Source organism: uncultured Rothia sp. (assembly GCF_916715725.1).
Taxonomy (GTDB): Bacteria; Actinomycetota; Actinomycetes; order Actinomycetales; family Micrococcaceae; genus Rothia.
This window is the reverse complement of record NZ_CAKAPD010000001.1, coordinates 454,833-473,445: the sequence shown is the minus strand read 5'-3', so window position 1 is coordinate 473,445 and position 18,613 is coordinate 454,833. Positions and strand designations below refer to the sequence as shown.

General features: G+C 61.7%; 11 protein-coding genes. 4 read left to right on the top strand and 7 right to left on the bottom strand.

The window, feature by feature from the left end; genetic code table 11:
• The first annotated feature begins 357 nt into the window (after nucleotides 1-357).
• The gene (locus QZ822_RS01770; protein WP_294642123.1) at nucleotides 358-1,719 is read left to right on the top strand and encodes an RNA polymerase sigma factor; all 1,362 of its coding nucleotides are present in this window, start codon (nucleotides 358-360) and stop codon (nucleotides 1,717-1,719) included.
• 422 nt (nucleotides 1,720-2,141) lie between these two features.
• On the opposite strand, the gene QZ822_RS01765 is transcribed toward QZ822_RS01770, so the two are convergent.
• On the bottom strand, nucleotides 2,142-3,290 hold the full coding sequence (locus QZ822_RS01765; RefSeq protein ID WP_294642121.1) for an ADP-ribosylglycohydrolase family protein: 1,149 nt from the start codon (nucleotides 3,288-3,290) through the stop codon (nucleotides 2,142-2,144).
• A gap of 297 nt (nucleotides 3,291-3,587) precedes the next feature.
• Here QZ822_RS01765 and QZ822_RS01760 point away from each other — a divergent pair, with 297 nt between their 5' ends.
• From QZ822_RS01760 to QZ822_RS01750, 3 genes are all read left to right on the top strand, one after another.
• Nucleotides 3,588-4,793: an exonuclease SbcCD subunit D gene (locus tag QZ822_RS01760; protein ID WP_294642119.1), complete on the top strand. Its 1,206-nt coding sequence runs from the start codon at nucleotides 3,588-3,590 to the stop codon at nucleotides 4,791-4,793.
• The gene (locus QZ822_RS01755; protein WP_294642117.1) at nucleotides 4,790-8,083 is read left to right on the top strand and encodes an SMC family ATPase; all 3,294 of its coding nucleotides are present in this window, start codon (nucleotides 4,790-4,792) and stop codon (nucleotides 8,081-8,083) included. Before QZ822_RS01760 ends, QZ822_RS01755 begins: the two co-directional genes overlap by 4 nt.
• 65 nt (nucleotides 8,084-8,148) lie before the next feature.
• Nucleotides 8,149-9,738 carry an MFS transporter gene (locus QZ822_RS01750; protein WP_294642115.1) on the top strand — a complete coding sequence of 530 codons (1,590 nt, stop codon included), beginning with the start codon at nucleotides 8,149-8,151 and terminating at the stop codon, nucleotides 9,736-9,738.
• Between the two features lie 178 nt (nucleotides 9,739-9,916).
• Here the strand turns inward: QZ822_RS01750 and QZ822_RS01745 are convergent, their stop codons facing one another.
• From QZ822_RS01745 to QZ822_RS01720, 6 genes are all read right to left on the bottom strand, one after another.
• Nucleotides 9,917-10,564, bottom strand: coding sequence for an MBL fold metallo-hydrolase (locus tag QZ822_RS01745; protein ID WP_005508635.1), 648 nt, complete (start codon nucleotides 10,562-10,564; stop codon nucleotides 9,917-9,919).
• Between the two features lie 9 nt (nucleotides 10,565-10,573).
• Nucleotides 10,574-11,665, bottom strand: a complete 1,092-nt coding sequence (locus QZ822_RS01740) for an S-(hydroxymethyl)mycothiol dehydrogenase (protein WP_049354328.1) — start codon at nucleotides 11,663-11,665, stop codon at nucleotides 10,574-10,576.
• A 134-nt stretch (nucleotides 11,666-11,799) separates the two neighbouring features.
• Nucleotides 11,800-12,840: an alpha/beta hydrolase gene (locus QZ822_RS01735; protein ID WP_294642114.1), complete on the bottom strand. Its 1,041-nt coding sequence runs from the start codon at nucleotides 12,838-12,840 to the stop codon at nucleotides 11,800-11,802.
• 151 nt (nucleotides 12,841-12,991) lie between these two features.
• Nucleotides 12,992-14,359 carry a YihY/virulence factor BrkB family protein gene (locus QZ822_RS01730; protein ID WP_294642112.1) on the bottom strand — a complete coding sequence of 456 codons (1,368 nt, stop codon included), beginning with the start codon at nucleotides 14,357-14,359 and terminating at the stop codon, nucleotides 12,992-12,994.
• 262 nt (nucleotides 14,360-14,621) lie between these two features.
• Nucleotides 14,622-16,103: a malate:quinone oxidoreductase gene (locus tag QZ822_RS01725; protein ID WP_294642110.1), complete on the bottom strand. Its 1,482-nt coding sequence runs from the start codon at nucleotides 16,101-16,103 to the stop codon at nucleotides 14,622-14,624.
• Between the two features lie 326 nt (nucleotides 16,104-16,429).
• A complete protein-coding gene (locus tag QZ822_RS01720; protein ID WP_294642108.1) occupies nucleotides 16,430-18,556 on the bottom strand; it encodes an ABC transporter substrate-binding protein in 2,127 nt (708 codons plus the stop codon).
• Between the last annotated feature and the right edge of the window lie 57 nt (nucleotides 18,557-18,613).

Sequence of the window (18,613 nt, the reverse complement as noted above, 5' to 3'; positions counted from 1 at the left end):
GGGGCGCGCCACCACCCGGCACGCCCCTCCCACACACCTCTCGCACACAGCCGCACCCACCCAAAACCAAGCCCACAAGCCCCCAAACAGCGCGTCAAGTTGAAAGCAACCAAAAATCTGCAATACTTATATATTGACCCCGTACAGTCAATGCGCTACAACGCGCCCTCAAACAGCTCAACACAACGAGCAACGGAACCCTGCAAACGACCAACGCACGCGGAATAAAACCCGCCCCCACAGCGTTAAACACGTCAAAAGCAGCAAACACCCCGACCGAGGACGCCAGCACAGACTTGACAGGGTCTTAGGTGTTTTGCAAACAAAACACCCCACCACAAGCCAGAAAGGGTTCTAGTGGCACCTGCAACCAGCAAGAAGACCGCGACCGGCGACGCAACCGAAGAAACCGTCGCAAAAACCACCACCAAGACCACCCGCACCAAGAAGGCAACCACCAAGGCCGCAGCGGCAACCGAAGACACCGCTGGCGCAACCGCCGAAACCGCTGCAGAAACTGCGGAAGACAAGCCCAAGCGCACCCGCAAAACCACCACCACCAAAACCGCAACCAAGCGCAAGACCGGTGGCCGCCGCAAAAAGAGCGACGACGACGAATTCGACCTCGAACTCGACACCGACCTCGAAATCATCGACGGCGAAGACGAAACCGACGAAGAAGACGAAGAAACCGTAGCCAAAAAAGAAGAAAAGAAGGCCGCAGAAGCAGTAGCAGCCAAGGGCTCCGGCTTCGTCCTCACCGCAAACGACGACGACGACGCACCCGCACAGCGCGTCGTCACCCCCGGCGCAACCGCCGACCCCGTCAAGGACTACCTCAAGCAGATCGGTAAGGTCTCCCTGCTCAACGCACAGCAGGAAGTCGACCTCGCCATGCGCATCGAAGCAGGCCTCTACGCCGAACACAAGCTCGCCGAAAACCCCGACATGGACAAAGACCTCAAAAAAGCCCTGCGCTGGGTCATCCACGACGGCAAGCGAGCCAAGAACCACCTGCTCGAAGCCAACCTGCGACTCGTCGTCTCCCTCGCCAAGCGCTACACCGGTCGCGGCATGCTCTTCCTCGACCTCATCCAGGAAGGCAACCTCGGCCTCATCCGCGCCGTCGAAAAGTTCGACTACTCCAAGGGCTTCAAGTTCTCCACCTACGCAACCTGGTGGATCCGCCAGGCCATCACCCGCGCAATGGCAGACCAGGCCCGCACCATCCGCATCCCCGTGCACATGGTAGAAGTCATCAACAAGCTCGCCCGCGTGCAGCGCCAGATGCTCCAGGACCTCGGTCGCGAACCCACCCCCGAAGAACTCGGCAAGGAACTCGACATGACCCCCGAAAAGGTCATCGAAGTCCAGAAGTACGGCCGCGAACCCATCTCCCTGCACACCCCCCTCGGTGAAGACGGCGACTCCGAATTCGGCGACCTCATCGAAGACTCCGAGGCAGTCGTCCCCGCAGACGCAGTGTCCTTCACCCTTCTGCAGGAACAGCTCCACTCCGTGCTCGACACCCTCTCCGAGCGTGAGGCAGGCGTCGTCGCAATGCGCTTCGGCATGACCGACGGTCAGCCCAAGACCCTCGACGAAATCGGCAAGGTCTACGGCGTGACCCGCGAACGAATCCGCCAGATCGAGTCGAAGACCATGTCTAAGCTCCGTCACCCCTCGCGTTCGCAGGTGCTGCGCGACTACCTGGACTAAAAGTTCCTGACTAGCGGTTCTAAGATGCGGGCGGATGCTCGTGCAGCTGTTCTGCTGTCCGGCACACAGACGATGCTCGCGGGGGAGTGCCCCCTCTTCAGCGCCTGGGGGCGCTTCGAGGACGGAGCCCCCGCTACGCATCGCTGCTATGCCGTCTAGGTTCAGTTTCGCTAGTTCTAGCACATACAGAAAAGGCTCTCCGAGATATCGGAGAGCCTTTTCTGTTACTTATATGCGGTTGGAGCGACGGCTTACGGCACCGTTCCGCATGACAGGCTCGCGGACGATGCTTGCGGCACCGTTTTGTACGACCGGCTCGCGGACGATGCTCGCGGGGGAGTGCCCCCTCTGCGGCGCCGGGGCGCCTTGAGGACGGAGCCCCCGCTACGCATGTCCGTTACGCCGCCAGCTGTACCGTGCCGTTACAGGCCCAGCTGGCGCAGATAGCGGTCCGCCACCGCCTCCACCTGATCCAGGCCGCGCACACGAGCCAGCGCCTGCGACCAAGTATCAGCCTCGTTGTCGGCAGCCACCGGGAAGCCAGCCGCCGCCCACAATGCCGCCGTCATCGCACCCACCGAATCCGAATCCGAATCCACCGACACCGCACAGCACAAACCCCCAAACAGGGCTTCGCGCACCGCCGCATCGTCAGCATCAGCAGGCAGACTCTTCACAGCATCCGCCGCGCACCAGAGAGCCATACCCAACAGCTCCGGCGCAGTCCAACCTGTACCAAAATGCTCCGCCACAGCCTCCGGAACCGGCACCGTACCGCCCTCCAGCAGCTCGAGGGCACGACTCAGCGCCGCCGCCGTACGCGCAGCATCACCCGGCATCGAATCATCCGCGCCCACCGTGCCACACCAGTCAAGCACACGGCGCACCGCACCCAACAACGCATCAAAGGAACCGGACGGGGACGCCAACAGGTCGCGGATGAGCAACGCATACGCCGCCGCCGAAGCCAACGCCTCCGGATGCCCATGCGTCAACGCCGCCGCACGCACCGCCAACAAAACCACCGTACGCTCCTGCGCCACCGGCAAAACACCCAACGCCGCCGAACGCACCAACGCGCCACTACCCAAAGCATCAGGATTCACCGACTTCGACACCAACTGCATCTCACCGGTACCCAACGCCCGCACCGTCGCCGCACCCGGACCACGACGCGCCGTCAACTCCACCGACCCATCAATCTCACGATCCAACGAAAACGGCGCAGACTCCGGCAAAACCTCACCAATACCGCGGAACCACCGCAAATACGCCAACCACAGACACGCCAACTCATCCGCCGCCGCGCCCTCATTATTCCACTCCAAAACCTCCGTCAGACCATCCAGAGTGAAGCAGGTCAGCTGCGTATCATCACTGATCAGCAGCTCACCAAACGCCGAATCCCACGGCTTCGGGTCGCACGCCGCAATCTGATCCGCCGGCAGTAGCTCAAGAGGATAGCCCAGCGCATCACCCAGCGCAGAGGCACACAACAGGCCGCGCACCCTGCCCGCAAACTCAGCCGAAACCTCAGGTGCACGCGTGAACTCAACAGAAGAAAAACTCATAGGGCGATTATCCCATGGGTGGTTAGAATGCGCGGGGGATGTACCGGGCGGCTTTGTGCTCAGGATGTGCGGGGTGGGGTGTACCAGGCGGCTTCGTGCTCATGCTCGCGGGGGAGTGCTCCCTCTGCGGCGCTGAGCGCCTTGAGGACGGAGCCCCCGCTCCGCATGAGCACCTACGCCGCGGTGGGGCGTCTACTCCGGGGATGGGGAGATACCGAGGCTGCAGCCCCCGCTCCGCATGAGCACCTACGCCGCAGAGGGTTCCGCCCGTGAATGACGAACTGTGAGGCGCAAAACATGACGCAGTGCCATACTGAAACCATGAAGATTCTGCACACCTCCGACTGGCACCTCGGCCGCACCTTCCACCGCAGCCCCCTCACCCGCGAACACCAGCAGTTCATCGACGAACTGCTCGAATACGTGCACGCCGAAGGCATCGATACTCTCCTCATCAGCGGCGACGTCTACGACAGCACCATCCCCACCGCCGAAAGCACCACCCTGCTCGACCAAGCACTCACCCGCCTCATGCGCGCCGGCGTGCAAGTCATCCTCAGCTCCGGCAACCACGACTCCTTCCGCCGCCTCAGCTACGGCGCCGCCTTCTTCGAAGCCTCCGGCGTGCACCTGCGCACCAGCCTCGAAGACGCTACCCGCCCCGTCGAACTCACCGACGGCACCTTGCGCGTACACGTCTACGCCATCCCCTACCTCGCGCCGCGCCTCCATGCCACCGCCCTCGGTGTAGATCCCACCCACCACGCCGTCCTCGGCGCCGTCACCGACGCCATCCGCACCGACGCCGCAGAACGTCACGCCCGCGGCGAAGGCGCCGACCGCATCATCGTCATGAGCCACGCCACCGTCAGCGACACCGCCAGTAGCGCTGATACCACGCCCCGCAGCGACTCCGAACGCGACATCAGCGTCGGCGGCATCGACTGGGTACCCGCCTCCCTCTTCGACGGCTTCGACTACGTAGCGCTCGGCCACATCCACAAGCGCTACCCCGTCACCCACACCATCCGCTACAGCGGCTCCCCGATCGGCTTCTCATTCAGCGAAGAACACAACCGCAACGGTGCCTACCTCATCGAACTCAACCCCGGCGAAGAGCCCGCCATCAGCAGCCACGAATGGGCAACCCGCGTACATATGAAAACCCTGCGCGGCACCATGGAGCAGCTACTCAACAGCCCCGAACACACCGACTACGAACACGGCTACTACTGCCGCATCGAGCTCACCGACGAAACCCTACCCGTCGGTGCCGTCGACCGCCTGCGCAGCCGCTACGAAACCATCTCCCACTTCAGCTACCGCAGCACCCAACCCGCCGCCGACAAACCCGCCGCCGCACAACCCACCCGCGACGCCGACCCCGTCGACACCTTCGACCAATTCCACCAATACGTACGCAACCGCCCCCTCACCAGCGAAGAACGCGACGTCATCACCACCCTCAGCGACCACATCAAAAGCCACAAGGACAACGCATGATCCTGCACACCCTCGAATTCGAAGCCTTCATGGCATACCCCAAGCGCCAAGAAATCAACTTCGACACCCTCAACAGCGCCGGCGTATTCCTGCTCAACGGCCCCACCGGCGCCGGCAAAACCACCATCCTCGACGCCATCTGCTACGCCCTCTACGGCGAAACCAGCAGCGACCGCGAATCCGCCAAACTGCACTCCACCTACGCGGCACACAGCGGCACCAAACCGCGCGTGCTGCTCGACGTGACCCTCCACGGCAAGCGCCTGCGCATCGACCGCACCCCCGCCTACAACAAGCCCATCACCCGCGGCGCCCGCAAAGGCCAGATGCGCGAAGAAAGCGCCAAAGCAACCCTCGCCGAACTCGCACCCGGCGCCGACCCCGCCGACGAAAAAGCCTGGACCCCCATCTCCAGCAGCGTCGCCGAAGTCAACCGCACCATCGCCGAACGCACCCACCTGACCAAAGAACAATTCCTCAAAGTCGTACTCCTGCCGCAGGGTCAGTTCGCGCAATTCCTCAAGTCCAAGCCCAAAGAACGCAAAGAACTGCTCAAAAAGATGTTCCCCGTCGAACACTACGAACAGCTCTTCGCCGCACTCACCGAAGAAGCGAAAACCGCCCAGCAGGAAGTCGCCCAGGACGAAAACACCCAGCGCGGCTACCTTGAACGTGCCCGCGTAGAAATGCTCGCCCTGCAGGCGCTACTGGATGTTGCGGATCCGGACGCTGAAGATGCTGCAGGGGAGGGCTCCGCTACCGAAGACCCTGTGGAGGCGGAGACTTCCGAACAGCTCACCGCTGAGAGCGTCACTGCCGAGAATGTCACTGCCGAAACCCTCGACGCATGGGTCGCCGGCGGAGTAGAACGCGCCCGCGAAACCTCCGCGCGCGAAAAGCAGGAACAGCAGCGCCTCACCGACGAAGCCGACCGGAACACCCGCCTACTCGCCGAACGCGCCCAGCTGCAGGCCGACTGGCGCGAATACGAGCAGCTCTGCGAGCGCCGTACCCGCCTGACCGAACGCGCTGACGAGCATAAGGCGCAACGTGAAGAGCTGGCGCAGGCGCGTGCCGCCGCACCCCTGCACGCACAGTACGCGCAGGTCCAGGCTGAATCCCAGGTGCTCACCGCCCGGGAACAGGAACAGGCCGCGTGTGCTTCCGCGCTGGAGGAGAACGGCGGTGCCCTACTTGCGGCACTCCGCGATGAGGAAACCGCCGCAGAAGTCACCTTCCCCGAAGAGACGACCTTCGCCGCGCTCCCGGATCTCGAACCCGCCGAGCAGGAAACCCAGCTGGAGGCGCTCCTCGATACCCTGCGTGCCCTGCAGAAGCAGGACGCTCAGCTCGCCGACGAGGAGGCCGCCGTTGCCGCCCTGCTGAAGCAGGCTAACGCCCTCGAGAAGGACAAGTCGCGTGCCGAAAAGACCCTGAGCGACCTCACCGCCGCCGCGGAGCAGCTTGCTGAAGAGCTCGCCGGCTACAGCACCGCCGATGAGGAACGCACCCTCGCCGCGCACCTGGTCACCGAGGCGCAGCAGAAGCACGACGCCGCCCAGCAGATGCAGCAGAAACTGGACGCCGCATCCGCCGCGGTCGCCGCAGCTGAGAAGCAGAGCAAGCGCACCGCCACCGCAGAGCAGAAGGCGCAGGAAAAGTGGCAGGCCTCGGCTCAGCAGGCGCTCGCCGCGACGGAGGAGTTTAAGAACCTGCAGGTGTTGCGCCTCGCCCAGGCGTCCTCCCTGCTCGCGCGTGAGCTCAAGGACGGCGAACCCTGCGCAGTCTGCGGCTCGGTCGAGCACCCCGCCCCGGCGCAGATTGCCGAGGGTGAGCAGCTGGTTGAGCGCGCCGACCTGGACGCCGCCAAGGAGCGTGAAGACAAGGCGCACAAGCAGGCTCGCACCCACGAACTGGCTAAGGATCGGGCGACCAAGGCGCATCAGGAAGCTTCCGAGGCGCTTGCCGCCGCCCGCACCCAGTACGAGACTCTGGTGGCTCAGGGCGAGTGCGATGTTGAGCAGACTGCCGCGCAGCTGCAGGAGGCGCAGACCCGCCTCACGCAGGCTCAGTCGCGCGTGACGGCGCGTGACGGCGTGCAGGCGAAGGCTGAGCGGGTGCGGGTTGAGCAGCAGAAGGCTCAGGAGGCGCTGCGCACCATCGAGGGCGCGGCGGTGGAAGCTCAGACTCGTCACCGTGACGCTGCGGCGCGCTGTGAGGCGGCTGCGGCGCAGTTGGCGCCTGCTCGTGCGGCGGTGGGTTTTGCGCAGCGTGTTGAGGCTGTGGAGGGCTACCGTGCGGCGCATCAGCGTCTTGCTCGTGCGGTGCTGCTGTTGGGACAGGCGCGTGAGCGTCATGCTTCGGCGGTGGCTGCGGCTGAGCGTCTGCTGGCTGAGTCTTCGTTTGAGCGCGCCGAGCTGGTGCATGCGGCGGTGCGCACCCCCGCGCGCATCGATGCCCTGGAGCGGGCTGTCGCCGCGTATGAGTTGGAGCATGCCCGCCTCCTAGAGGGCTTTGGTCGTGAGGCAATTATTGCGGTGGCGGCTCGTGTTGCCGCCGGTGAGCAGGCGCCGGATGATCTGCAGGGTGTGCGTGAGCAGGTTGAGCAGCTGCGTGCGGCGGCGCACCGTTTGACTCTTCGTGAGGGCGAGCGGGAGAGCGTGCTGCGTTCTTTGCAGGCTCTGCGTGGCGAGTATGCGGCGTTCCGTGCGCAGACGGCGCAGCGTTATGACCGTGCGCAGATGCTGGCGAACCTGGCGGCGGCTGCCCGCGGCGACACGCTGGGCGGTTATGAGCATCAGGTTGACCTGGTGAGTTATGTGCTGGGTGCCGAGTTTGAGCGGATTCTGCATTCGGCGTCGCTGCACCTGGATCGTATGAGTGAGGGCCGCTACGGCATGGTGTTCAGCGCTCACCGTGCGAAGGGTAGCCGTTCCGGCGGCGGCCTGAACCTGGAGATTACCGACACCTGGACGGGTGAGCCGCGTGAGGCGTCGTCGCTGTCCGGTGGTGAGTCGTTCTTGGCGTCGCTGTCGTTGGCGTTGGGTCTGGCTGAGGTTGTGCAGGCGAATAACGGCGGTATCGAGCTGGACACCCTGTTCATTGATGAGGGTTTTGGCACGTTGGACGCCGAAACCCTGGATATGGTCATGGGCACAATCGAATCCTTGCGTGATAGTGGCCGCACTATTGGCCTGATTTCGCATGTGGAGGAGATGAAGAACCGTATTCCGGCGCAGATTGTGGTCGAAAAGGGTCAGAACGGCTCGTCGGTGAGGGTAAACTCCTAGTAGGCATAAATTCGCTTCCGGGCTGCTGTTATGGCATGTCCGGCGGCTTATTCGTGAAAGAGATGATGACCTCGACACCTCAGGATAGGGACCCGAATTCAACGTATCGTGTGGAACCTTCGGCTGATGCGCGCACTGGCGCATCCGCGCCGGAAGTTCCTCCGCGCACCATGAAGGTGAGCCCAGCCTCCGATGCGCTGAATAAAATGCGTGCTTCGGGCACGGGCATTCCGACGGTTCCGGGCACCTCCCTGACGGATGTGGTGCGCAACAACGAGCACGTGTTGCAGGAGTTGCCGCCTCGCCCGATTCCGGCTGCGGATGAGATTAATACGAACGCGTCGGTGCCGGATATTTTGCGTCAGCATTGGGCGTTGTTCCTGCGCAACGGTAAGGAGCAGCGTCGTCACCTGTATGCGGTGCTCCGTGCTGAGGGTTTTGCCCGTAGTGTGTTGACGATTCTGTTCCACATTCCGGCGGCTTCTTCGGCGTTTGCGCTGTATATTCTGTTGGCGAGCCACCTGGGTAGTGTGCATGATGGCGGCTATGCGGTGGCGGCGTTTACGGGCGCGTATTCGGTGCAGATTATGCTCGGCCCGATGCTGGTTCGTGCCCTGGGTTTGCGGTCGTTGCTGGCGATTACGTCGCTCCTGAATATTGCCGCGGTGCTGAATATGCTGGTGATTGGTTGGCGTTTGACGGTTGACCCGAATAACGTGAGTACGACCTACCATGCGCTGTCCTGTGTGGCGATGGGTTTCACTACTCCGCCGTGGACTCCGTTTGCGCTTGAGTCGCTGTATCGCCGTAATTATCAGTACAGTGATGTTCGCTTGTCGACTGCGGTGTCGTGGGGTACTACGGCGAACATGTCGATGCACCCGCTGGCTGCTCTGCTGGTGTGGCTGGGCGATGCGTACATCACCCCGAATAATGAGTACGCGGGTTTCTGGATCACGATTATTCTGGATGCGCTGCTGTTCATTGTGGTGCTGGCGGCGCCGAGGTGGCTGCCGGACATTTCGCGTATTCGTATGGCTCCGCCGCAGAATCTGGTGCGTCCGAGCCGTCAGACGGTGGTGCTGATTCTTGGTCTGGTTCTGCTGGGTGCTTGCATGGGTTCGGTTGGTTCTGGTTTGCTGGGCTTCTCGCTGATTCACGGTTCGATGAACCTGTTCATGGCGATGGTTGCGACCGGTACCGGTGCGCTCGTGGTGGTGGCTTTCCCGGTGGTTCTGGGTGGCCGTTCGGTGAACCCGTGGCACGGCTGGCTGGCGAGTGGCGTTCTGCTGATTATGGCGGCGCTATATTTGCCGGCGAGCGATGATACGTCCACGATTTTCTATGCGTTGGTGCTGTGTGGTGCGGTGCTGGGTGTGGCGTTTGGCGGCCATGAGCTGTGGCTGAACCGTTCGCTCAAGCATATTCCTGATGCGCAGGCGAGCTTCTTTACCCGCTCGATGCTGGGCATTGGTCTTGCGCTGGGCTGTATGTGGGGCGGCTATATGGGCGACGCCCCGTATTACCGTAATGCGTTTATGGTTCCGGTGATTATTGCGACTCTGTATTTTGCGTTGGGTCATTTGTACGGCTACCTGTGGCGTGAGGAGCATGAGGAGCAGCTGGCTCCTTTGGCTGAGACGGAACGCGGCTAGTTTGGGTTGCTGCTAGTTCCTTGCCGGTAGCTTGAGCGTGATGAGCGCGTGATAAAAGGCGGATGCCCCGCCACCTTCTGCAGGTGGTGGGGCATCGCCTTTTGTGTACCGTGCTCGGTTTGTTGCGAGCCTCAGCCTGAGAGCTTCAGCGTGAGAATCTCAGCGTGAGGCTACCGGTTTAGTGACCGCGCTTGATCCATGCCGGAAGCTCGGGTGCTTCCAGACCGATGCCGGTGCTGTCGCCGTGGCCGGTGAGGACCGCGGTGGACTCGGGCAGGGTCAGCAGGCGGGTCGAGATCGACTCGATGATGGTGTCGAAGTCGCTGTAGGAGCGTCCGGTTGCGCCGGGGCCGCCGTTGAAGAGGGTGTCGCCGGAGAAGACGACGCCTTCGCTGTTCTCCCAGCTGAGGGTGGGTGCGTAGAAGCACACGGAGCCGGGGGAGTGGCCGGGGGTGGCGAGGACCTTCAGTTCGGTGTCGCCGATGCGCAGTACGTCGCCGTCAGCGAGTTCGTGATCGAAGTCCCAGGAGGGGTACACCATTTCCCAGAGCACACGGTCCGCGGGGTTCAGGTAGACGGGTGCGCCGAAGCGTTCTGCCGCCTCTTTGGCGCTGCGGATGTGGTCGTCGTGGGCGTGGGTCAGCAGGATCTTCTCCACGGTGCGGCCTGCGACGGTGCGGGAGATCTTGTCGACGTCGTGGGCAGGGTCAATGATGATCACGGAGGAGTCATTGCCGATGATCCAGACGTTGTTGTCGACGTCCCAGCAGCCGCCGTCCAGCGAGAAGGTGCCGGAGGTGACGACTCGTTCAATACGTTCGCTCACGCTACGCTCCTAGAGTTCCACGACCGAGCGTAGCACGCGGCCGGTCTTCATGGTTTCGAATGCTTCGTTGACGTCTTCGAGGCGGATGCGCTCGGAGACGAAGCCGTCCAGGTCGAGGCGGCCGAGCAGGTACTGGTCCACGAACTCGGGGAAGTCGCGGGAGGGCAGGGTGTCGCCGTACCATGCGCTCTTGATGGAGCCGCCGCGGCCGAACACCTCGTCCAGCGGGATGTCCCAGGTGGTGCCGGGCGCGGGCACGCCGACGAGGACGACGCGGCCAGCCAGGTCGCGTGCTTCGAATGCCTGCTTGAAGGTGGGGGCGATGCCGACAGCGTCGATGACGAGGTCTGCACCGAAGCCGCCGGTGAGTTCCTTGATGGCTTCGACGGGGTCGACCTTGGAGGAGTTCACGGTGTGGGTTGCGCCGTGCTCGCGTGCGCGTGCCAGCTTCTCTTCGTCGATGTCGACGGCGATGATGGTGGTTGCGCCACCGAGCTGTGCGCCTGCAATTGCTGCGGTTCCGACGCCGCCGCAGCCGATGACTGCGACGGACTCGCCGCGCTTGAGCTCACCGGTGTTCAGAACAGCACCCAGACCTGCGGTAACGCCGCAACCGAGCAGACCGATGGCTGCGTACTGTTCGGGGCTGATGTCAGCGGTGATCTTGGTGCACTGACCGGCTGCGACGAGGGTCTTCTCAGCGAAGGAGCCGATACCCAGTGCGGGGGTGAGTTCGGTGCCGTCCTCGAGGGTCATCTTCTGGGTTGCGTTGTGGGTTGCGAAGCAGTACTGCGGCTGACCCTTGCGGCAGGCACGGCACTCGCCGCAGACGGCACGCCAGTTGAGGATGACCAGGTCGCCGGGGGCGATGTCGGTGACGTCATCACCGACAGCCTCGACGATACCTGCGGACTCGTGGCCGAGCAGGTAGGGGAAGTCCTGGCCGACGCCGCCGGTGACGTAGTGGTGGTCGGTCTGGCAGACACCGCAGGTGAGGACCTTGACGAGTGCTTCGCCCTTGCCGGGGTCGGGTACGTTGATGGTGGTGACGGTGACGGGCGCGTCCTGGGAGAGGGCTACGACAGCCTTAACCTTGTGCATGGTGCTCCTTTGCTAAGGCGCGGCTGAGGTTCAACCGCAGATAAAGGTTTTTTGATACGTTCCCATTCTAAGAGCTAAGGCATACCTGATGCACCCCGGGGCTGAGCGTGAAGCCCCCAGGTGAATGTGACGTTTTATGACGTTGTCGCCTCCACCTCTGCTGCAAAGGCGAGCGCACCGCGTCGGAATGCGCCCGAGGTCAGTGCGTTCACGTGGTCGCGGCCGGGTAGGGAGATGAAACGGTTGAGCGGGTTGTTGCCGCGCACCATGTCGTAGAGTTCCGCCCCGTCGGCGGCGATGGTGTCCGCGTCACCGAGCACGACCGCAATGGGTGCGTGCGGATGCGCGCCCGGGTGACCCGTAGGCAAGTCGGGGGATCCGGCACGCAGGGCGGGCACGTCGAAGAACGGGCCGAAGGGAATCCGCACGAACTTCAGCAGTGCGTCGGGCTGAATGGGGGAGTTGTCAATAATCGAGGTGAAGGAGGCAATCGCCTCGTCGGTGGAGTCTGCCGCCGGGGTTTCACTATCCGCCGTGACGCTGGTTCCCTCGTGCGCTTCGAGCATGGCGCGCAGGGTGATGAGGTGGTCGTGTAGGGGCAGGCCGCCCAGGGTGAGGGATGCGACCGCCTCCGGGTGGGTGAGGGCGAGTTCCCAGCCGACGCGGGCTCCAAAGGAGAAGCCAATAACGTGCGCGCGGGGCTCCAGTTCAACGCCGAGGTCGTTCTCGGTGGCGACGGTGCGCAGCAGCTGGGCAAGCATAGTGGTGAATAGGTGCATGGGGGTCAGCGGCCGGCCCGCCGCATCAACGGAGGGCACCGCATCGACAGAGGGCACAGAATCGAACGGAATCGTGCCGCTACGCACGCTCGTGTTGTTGGGGAGCTTACAGTCGATGGCGTGCATGGATTCGGGGTCTTTGAGGTATTCGTCTGAGTGGTAGGGCAGGGTAACAATCAGCACGGGGTATCCGGCGCGCAGGTATTGGCGGATCCAGCTGGTGCCGCCGTAGAGCTGTTCGCCGCGGGTGGCGAAGCCGTGAATCATGAGGGCGGGGACGCGGCTTTTGAGCTGCTGCGGCTGGTAGAGGGTGTACTCGAGGTCGGGCAGGGTAGTGCCGGGTACAACAGCATTGGGTACGGCAAAGGGCGCGGGAGAGAATTCTGCACTGGTCATAGTTCTATCTTAGTGACCAGCGCAGGGTTTCTGTCCTGCGCCCTTTTCTATCTCGCGCCCTTTTCTATCTCGCGCCCTTTTCTATCTCGCGCCCTTTTCTATCTCGCGCCCTTGATGCGTTGAGACGGTACGCGCTCAGCTGAGCTGCCGCTTAGTTCTTCTTTGCTGCGCCGTTCGGATTGTCGGCACTCGGGTCGAAGAGCGCCTCCTGCTGAGAGTCAACCTTCGCCTCAGATTCGGTAGCTTCCGTCTTGGTGTCGGCCTCCGCCTGCTTCTGCTGCAGCTGTTCCTTACCGTTTTCGATGCGTTCCTTACCGTCGGCAATGAGCGTGCGAATCATGGTGGTGTTGGTGTCCACCGCCTTCTGCACGCGAGCGGCAATGGAGGGGCCCTTCGGCTTGGGGAGCATGTCCTGGCCTGCCGCCTGCTGCTGTAGTTCGCGTCCGGCGGACATGAGGCGTTCGCGCTGTTCTTTCATCGCACGGGATGCGGTGGTGCTGCGCGGCTGAACCTTCAGGTGTCCGTGGTCGTCTTCGCCGGCGAGTACCTGGCGCATGAGCATGATTTCTGCGTCCAGGTGCGCGCCGAAGAGGAGCATATTGTTCATGATCCAGATGAACAGCAGCATCACAATCACACCACCAATGAGGCCGTAGGTGGCGTTGTACTTGCTGAAGTTGTTGGCGTAGAGGGTGAAGCCGAAACCGCCCAGGCCCATGCCGAAGAGTGCCAGCGCCGCACCGGGGGAGAGCTTCCACTGTTTGAAGCGGCGCACGTTCGGGGTTGCGGCGTAGAGCAGAGTAATCAGGGCGATTGCCATGAATAGGATGAGGACCCAGCGGCCGTTGAGCCAGATGAGCTTGATGAGCTCCATGTCCACGGTTTCGGGTACATACCGACCGACCATGTCCAGGACGGTTACACCCAGCAGCATCATGAGCATCATGAGTACCACGAGGATGATAATCACGGTGGTGACGAAGACGTTCAGCGGCTTGAGAATCCAGCCGGGGCGGCCTTCACGCACGTTGTAGACCGTGTTGAGAGCTCGGCCGAAGGATCCGGTGTACCCAGAGGCGGACCAGAGCGCACTGAGGATACCGGTCAACAGCACCAGGCCTGCGCCATGGTCGCCGGTAATCTGCTTGATGGGGTCTTCCAGAATGGCGTACATCTGGGCGGGCGCGTTGTCCTTGAGGAAGGCGAGGATGACGGCGGCGCTTTCCTCACCGTGACCGAATACGCCCAGCAGGGAGACAATCGCCAGCAGGGCGGGGAAGATGGACAGCACGGTGAAGTAGGTGAGTGCTGCCGCCATGTCGGTGCCGCCGTTTGCGCCGAATTTGTAGATGGCACGGCGCAGAATGTAGAGGATGCTGCCCTTGGGGAAGTCGCGCAGTTTCACGCTTGCGTACTTGGGGGCTGCGGGCTTCTTCTTACGGGAGAAGAGTCCGCGTCGAGCTCCGGCGGGTACCTGGGTTGAGGAGGTGTCCGTGGAAGAGCCGGTGTGTGCAGCCAATGGGGCTCCTTGAATGAGTGGGATGTACACAGTGGTGCGCCTATGAGCTTCAGCGTGTGGGCGCACAGAAGGGGCGAGGAGAACAATGAGCTGTCCTTCCCGCCCCTGCGGTGACATTATAGGGTCTTCTAACCCTCCCGCATTTTTCTGCGAGTGCAGATAGCTGACCTATCGGTCAGTTAGATAGGGTAACCGCCCCGAAAAGCCTCAAAAAAGGCTTGTCAGCTAGGGTATAAAGCTACCTGCTGAGCCTAACTGAAAACTAGTTGTGAATACCCAGAACCTTAGCGGTGTGAGCCATCAGCTCATCAGCCAGGTCGTGGTTATCGTTGAGCTTCACACCGTAACCGGGGATGAGCTCCTTCAGGCGAGGCTCCCAACCGGCAATCTTGGAGGGGAAGCACTTAGCCAGCAGGTTCAGCATAATCGGAGCCGCGGTGGAAGCACCGGGGGATGCACCCAGCAAAGCCGCGATGGAGCCGTCCGCTGCGGAGACAACCTCGGTACCGAACTGCAGGATGCCGCCCTTCTTCGCGTCCTTCTTCATGATCTGGACGCGCTGGCCAGCCTCGATGAGCTCCCACTCTCCGCCAACAGCCTCGGGGTAGTACTGGTACAGCGACTCCAGGCGTGCGTTCTTGTCCTTGACCAGCTCGGAGAGCAGGTACTTGACCAGGGACAGGTTGTCGATGCCTGCGCGGGTCATCGGGTAGATGTTGTGCGGGCGCAGGGACAGCGGCAGATCCAACAGGGAGCCCTGCTTCAGGAAATTGGTCTTGAAACCTGCGTAGGGGCCGAACATGAGGGCGCGCTTGCCGTCCACGTAGCGGGTGTCCAGGTGGGGGACAGACATGGGAGGAGCGCCCACCGAAGCCTGACCGTACACCTTTGCGTTGTGCTGGTTTGCGGTTGCCTCGTGGGTGTTGCGCAGGAACAGGCCGGAAACGGGGAAGCCGCCGTAGCCCTTACCCTCTTCAATGCCGGACTTCTGCAGCAGGTGCAGGGCGCCACCACCGGCACCGAGGAAGACGAACTTCGCGTTGATGGTCAGCGGCTCTTCCTTGTTGATGCGGTTGATAGCGTCAATGGTCCAGGAACCGTTGGACTCGCGGTTCAGGTTGGTGACCTGGTAGCCGTAGCGAACCTCAACACCCTTGGTCTGCAGGTAATCGACCAGCTGCTCGGTGAGGGAGCCGAAGTTCACGTCGGTACCTTCGGGAGCCCAGGTTGCGGCAATGGGTTCGTTACTCTTGCGACCGTTGACGGTCAGCGGTGCCCACTCGCCAATCTTCTCGCGCTCGGTGGAGAATTCCATGCGCTCGAAGAGCTTCTCCTTGCGGAAGGAATCGTAGCGTGCAGCCAGGTACTTGGAGTGGTCTTCGCCGAAGACCAGGGACATGTGGGGGACCGGGTTGATGAAGCTGGTGTCAGTCAGAATATTCTTCTCAGTCAGGGAAGCCCAGAATTGGCGGGAAACCTGGAACTGCTCGTTAATGTTCAGCGCCTTAGCTGCTGAGACGGTGCCGTCGGGGCCAGCGGGTGCGTAGTTGAGTTCGCACAGTGCCGAGTGGCCGGTACCTGCGTTGTTCCAGGGGTTGGAGGATTCCTGAGCGGCCTTGTCGAGGCGTTCGAGCAGGATGATGTTCCAGCTCGGTTCGAGTTCCTTGAGGAACACACCGAGGGTGGCGCTCATGATGCCGCCGCCGACCAGGACGACGTCGGTTCGTTCAGTACGTGCTACCACTGAATTCTCCCTTAGGGGTGCGGGTGCCCGGCCTGGGCACAGTGAATGTGGGGTACATCATCTAGCCTACTCCTTTTAGCGGGGTTGGCATAGCCAGAATCCACAAAACGAGAGAGAGTGTTGCAGTTCATATCAATAAATCTCTTAGGGTCGAAAAGACCCGTAATCGCGCGCATTTGCTACACCCACTGGCAACAACCTAAAAGCACCCTCAACAGCACCCTCAGAAACGCCCGCCCACCGGCTCCCCGAAAGCCACCAAAAGTAGCGAAAAGGGGCACACCCCAACCGGGATGCACCCCTCACCAAGCCATCAAATATACAGGCTAAGACTTACGCAGCTTACCGAACAGCTCAATCGCATTCTGCTCCGTCTGATAGCCCTGAACCTCACGGCTCACAGCCACCTTAGACGTCACATTCAGCAACGGAACCGCCGGCATGAACTGACCCAACTGAGACACAACCTTCGCATACAACTCGCGCTGCGAATCCACAGAATCGGCAGAGTCCGCGGTACGAATCGCCTCCAAAATCTGCGTAAAACGAGGCGACGGCGCCACCGCCACAGCAGTAGGCGACGGCGAAGGCGACGCCGACGGGCTCGGCGAAGCAGAGGCCGAAGCCTCCTCCTCAGGCGTCAACGGATCCGGCGAATAACTCGGCTGCGGGCTCGGAGTCGCAGAAATCCGCACATTCGAATTCGCACCACCCGACGACGGCACATCAGAACTCTTCTTCGTCAAACCCGTCGTCATATCCGACGGCGCATTAGCAATCAACGAACGCACCTGATGCTCAGCAATCAGCGGCGCCAACACCGGACCAAAGAACGCATACGGGTCACGGTACATGCCGTAGAAACCAGCCAACGTAATACCGCGCTCAGAAGAAACCTCACGACTCTTCGACAGATACTCAGCCCACGGCAGAGGCACCGGCTTAATATTCAGACCCACCTCAATCAGCGAAGCCACCATCTCCGAATACACCTTCTGCGGAGTATCCATCCACGGCAGAGACACATCGGCAGGGTAATAGCACTCAATCACCTGATTGTCGTACCCAGCAGTCGCCAACAGCGAGCGCGCCATATCCTGATTGCGGTCCGTGTAATCCTTCGCATCATCAGCCTTAATGCGGAACGACGGCGAAATCAGCGTCTGCGCATCCGAGGTGCCCTGCGGATAATACTGACGTAGTGCACCGCGATCCACAGCATGCGAAATAGCGCGACGCACCGAAATATTCTTCAACACCGGATGCGCCGTATTCAAACCCAAATACACCAGCGAGAACGGGTCACGGCCCGGCGTCTGATAACCATCACGCGCCAACTGACCCAGATCAGACGAATTCACCTGATCACACGCATCAATATGACCCTGCATCAGCGCAAAATAACGCTTATCCGACGAAGTGAGGGTCGAAATCTGAATCTCATCCAGCTCAGGTGCCTGACCATCAAAATGGGTATTCTTCAGCAAGCGAACCGTGCCAGCCTCGAACGCCTCCACATAGAACGCACCCGTACCCACCGGGTTACCCGTCAGCTTCTGATCCGCACCAAAAAGCGAAGGATCAATAATGCCAAACGCCTGCTGCGTCAAAATACGCGGGAATGCCAGAGAAGGACGCGACAGCGTCACCACCACAGAGTTACCCTTTGCCACCACCGACGAAACCAACGGCAAGAACGACTGCACCACAGAGGACTGAGCGGAATCCGACTTCTTCTCACCCGGATGCGCAGCATCAGAAGCCGATGCAGAAGCAGACGCGCTTGGGGTAGCAGTCTCAGAAGCACTCGCAGACGGAGTCGCCGCACCCGACGGAGACGCCTGAACAGGCGCAGGCTCCACCGCCGAAGGATCAATAGAACCCGGCTTCGGCACACCAAAACCCCACGCAAACAACGGCTGAGCAGGCACCGCCAAAGCAACAGTACCCTCACCCGTAGCCAACGCCTGCCACCTCTGGAAATTCTGCACCACAGCATCCGCAGACAACGCAGAACCGTTACTAAAATGAGCCTCACGCAACACAAACGTATGCACCAAACGGTCATCAGAAACCGTCCACTCACTACACAACGAATCCTGAACCTCAGGATCACCCGTGTAATGATTCGCCACCAACAACGTCTGCAAAACCTGCGCCGTCACCTGATACGTACTCGCCACAGGAAACAACGCCGGATCCAAACCCAGCGGCGCCGCACCCTGCGCAAAACGAAACACACGACGCGCATCAGCAGAGGACGCGCTCGCCGAAGAACCAGCAGACGAACCAGCAGAAGACTGACCAGAACACGCAGAAAGCGCCAAACCAGCACTAAAAAGCGCGCCAAAACGCAAAACGGCACGTCGACTCAAGCCACTCGAGCCGGCAGTGGCTCGCAGCAGCGCATCAGAACTGCCAACAGCTGACGATGCATAAGGCTGATGCTGCACGGGAGGGTCCTCTCTTCCGTCGCGGATGCTTATCTCTCAGGATAACGGTTCAACACC